This is a genomic window from Streptomyces sp. NPDC031265, from assembly GCF_055570295.1.
This window is the reverse complement of the sequence record NZ_JBVIHM010000019.1, coordinates 1-1,328: the sequence shown is the minus strand read 5'-3', so window position 1 is coordinate 1,328 and position 1,328 is coordinate 1. Positions and strand designations below refer to the sequence as shown.

The 1,328-nt window shown below is 73.8% G+C and carries 2 protein-coding genes; both read right to left on the bottom strand.

The annotated features are described in order from the left end of the window. Positions 1-904: SLC13 family permease (locus ACZ499_RS25760; RefSeq protein ID WP_468678555.1), on the bottom strand; the 904-nt coding region annotated here is incomplete at its 3' end. A gap of 59 nt (positions 905-963) precedes the next feature. Then, on the bottom strand, positions 964-1,191 hold the full coding sequence (locus ACZ499_RS25755; RefSeq protein WP_468678312.1) for a hypothetical protein: 228 nt from the start codon (positions 1,189-1,191) through the stop codon (positions 964-966). Between the last annotated feature and the right edge of the window lie 137 nt (positions 1,192-1,328).

Sequence of the window (1,328 nt, the reverse complement as noted above, 5' to 3'; positions counted from 1 at the left end):
GACCGGAGGCGAACCTGTTGGCGACCACGGAGCGAACAAAGATGCACAGGAGGAGCACGAAGGAGGGGAACGGCCGCGCCACGGCACCGCCCGGGGGGGGGGGGGGGGGGCGCCCCCCCCCCAGCGCACGGGTCGCAAGCACGAGCGCGCCGGCCGCCGCCGCCCAGGCCGGGTCGACCCCGACCGCCGAGGCGAGGACGAACCCGGCCAGGGTGCCCGCCACGGTCAGCAGGGCGAACAGCGGCAGTCGGGGCGGCTCGGCGCCGGACGGGACCACGGCCCCGGCGTCCAGGTCGGTGGCGAAGAACCGCCGCAGCACCACGTACTCGACCCCGATGGCCGTCAGCCACGGCAACGTCATGAGTGCGGCGAACCGGGTGAAACTGAGCCCGCTCGCCGCGAACGCGAGCAGGTTGGTGAGGTTGGAGACGGGCAGCAGCAGCGACGCCGTGTTCGACAGATGGGTGCAGGCGTAGACGTGGGGTCTTGGCCGTGCGCCGAGCCGCGCGGCGGTGGCGAACACCACCGGGGTGAGCAGTACCACCGTGGCGTCCAGGCTGAGCACCGCCGTGATGACCGAGGCGACCGCGAACACCTGCGCCAGCAGGCGGCGCGGCCTCCCCGCGGCGGTGCGGGCCATCCAGGCCCCGCAGGCCTGGAACAACCCCTCGTCGTCGCAGAGCTGGGCGAGCACCAGCACCGCCGCCAGAAAGCCGATGACCGGCCCGAGCCGTGCGGCCTCGGCCTGCGCGTGCTCCAGTGAGATCGCCCCGCAGGCGATGACCACGCCCGCCGCCGGGACCGCCACCACCGCTTCGGGCCAGCCCCAGGGCCGTACCACCGCGCACACCAGCACCGCCAGCAGCAGCGCGGCCGACACAACCTCCGCACCCCAGGTGTTCAGGGCCAACTCCTTGCAGACAACGCCGGTGACGAGCCTCTATGGAATCAGATCCCACGGTGTCACTGCGGCAGCTGACTTCCCGGCATCGCTCCCGGCCGCAGTCCACGGCGACCCGCGGCCCAGTTCCGCAGCTCGGTGGTCGCCACGTCCTCGATCTCCTCCTGCAGCCGGCGGCGGCTCGCCTCGTCCCGTTCCCCCTCCGGGATCAGCCGGTACCGCCGGATCGCCAGCCGCAGCCTCGACCAGGCCTCCGCGGCGAGCACATGGCGCTCGGTGTGGTTGAACACCTGCCGGAATCCACCGATGAAGACGGTGAGTCCGGCCAGCGTGGCGGTGGGCGCGGGGGGGGGCCGGCGGGTCCCCTGCACCCCAGCGGGGGGGGAGGTGCGGGAGGCGGCAAGGTGGGGGGTAGCGGGGCACCCAA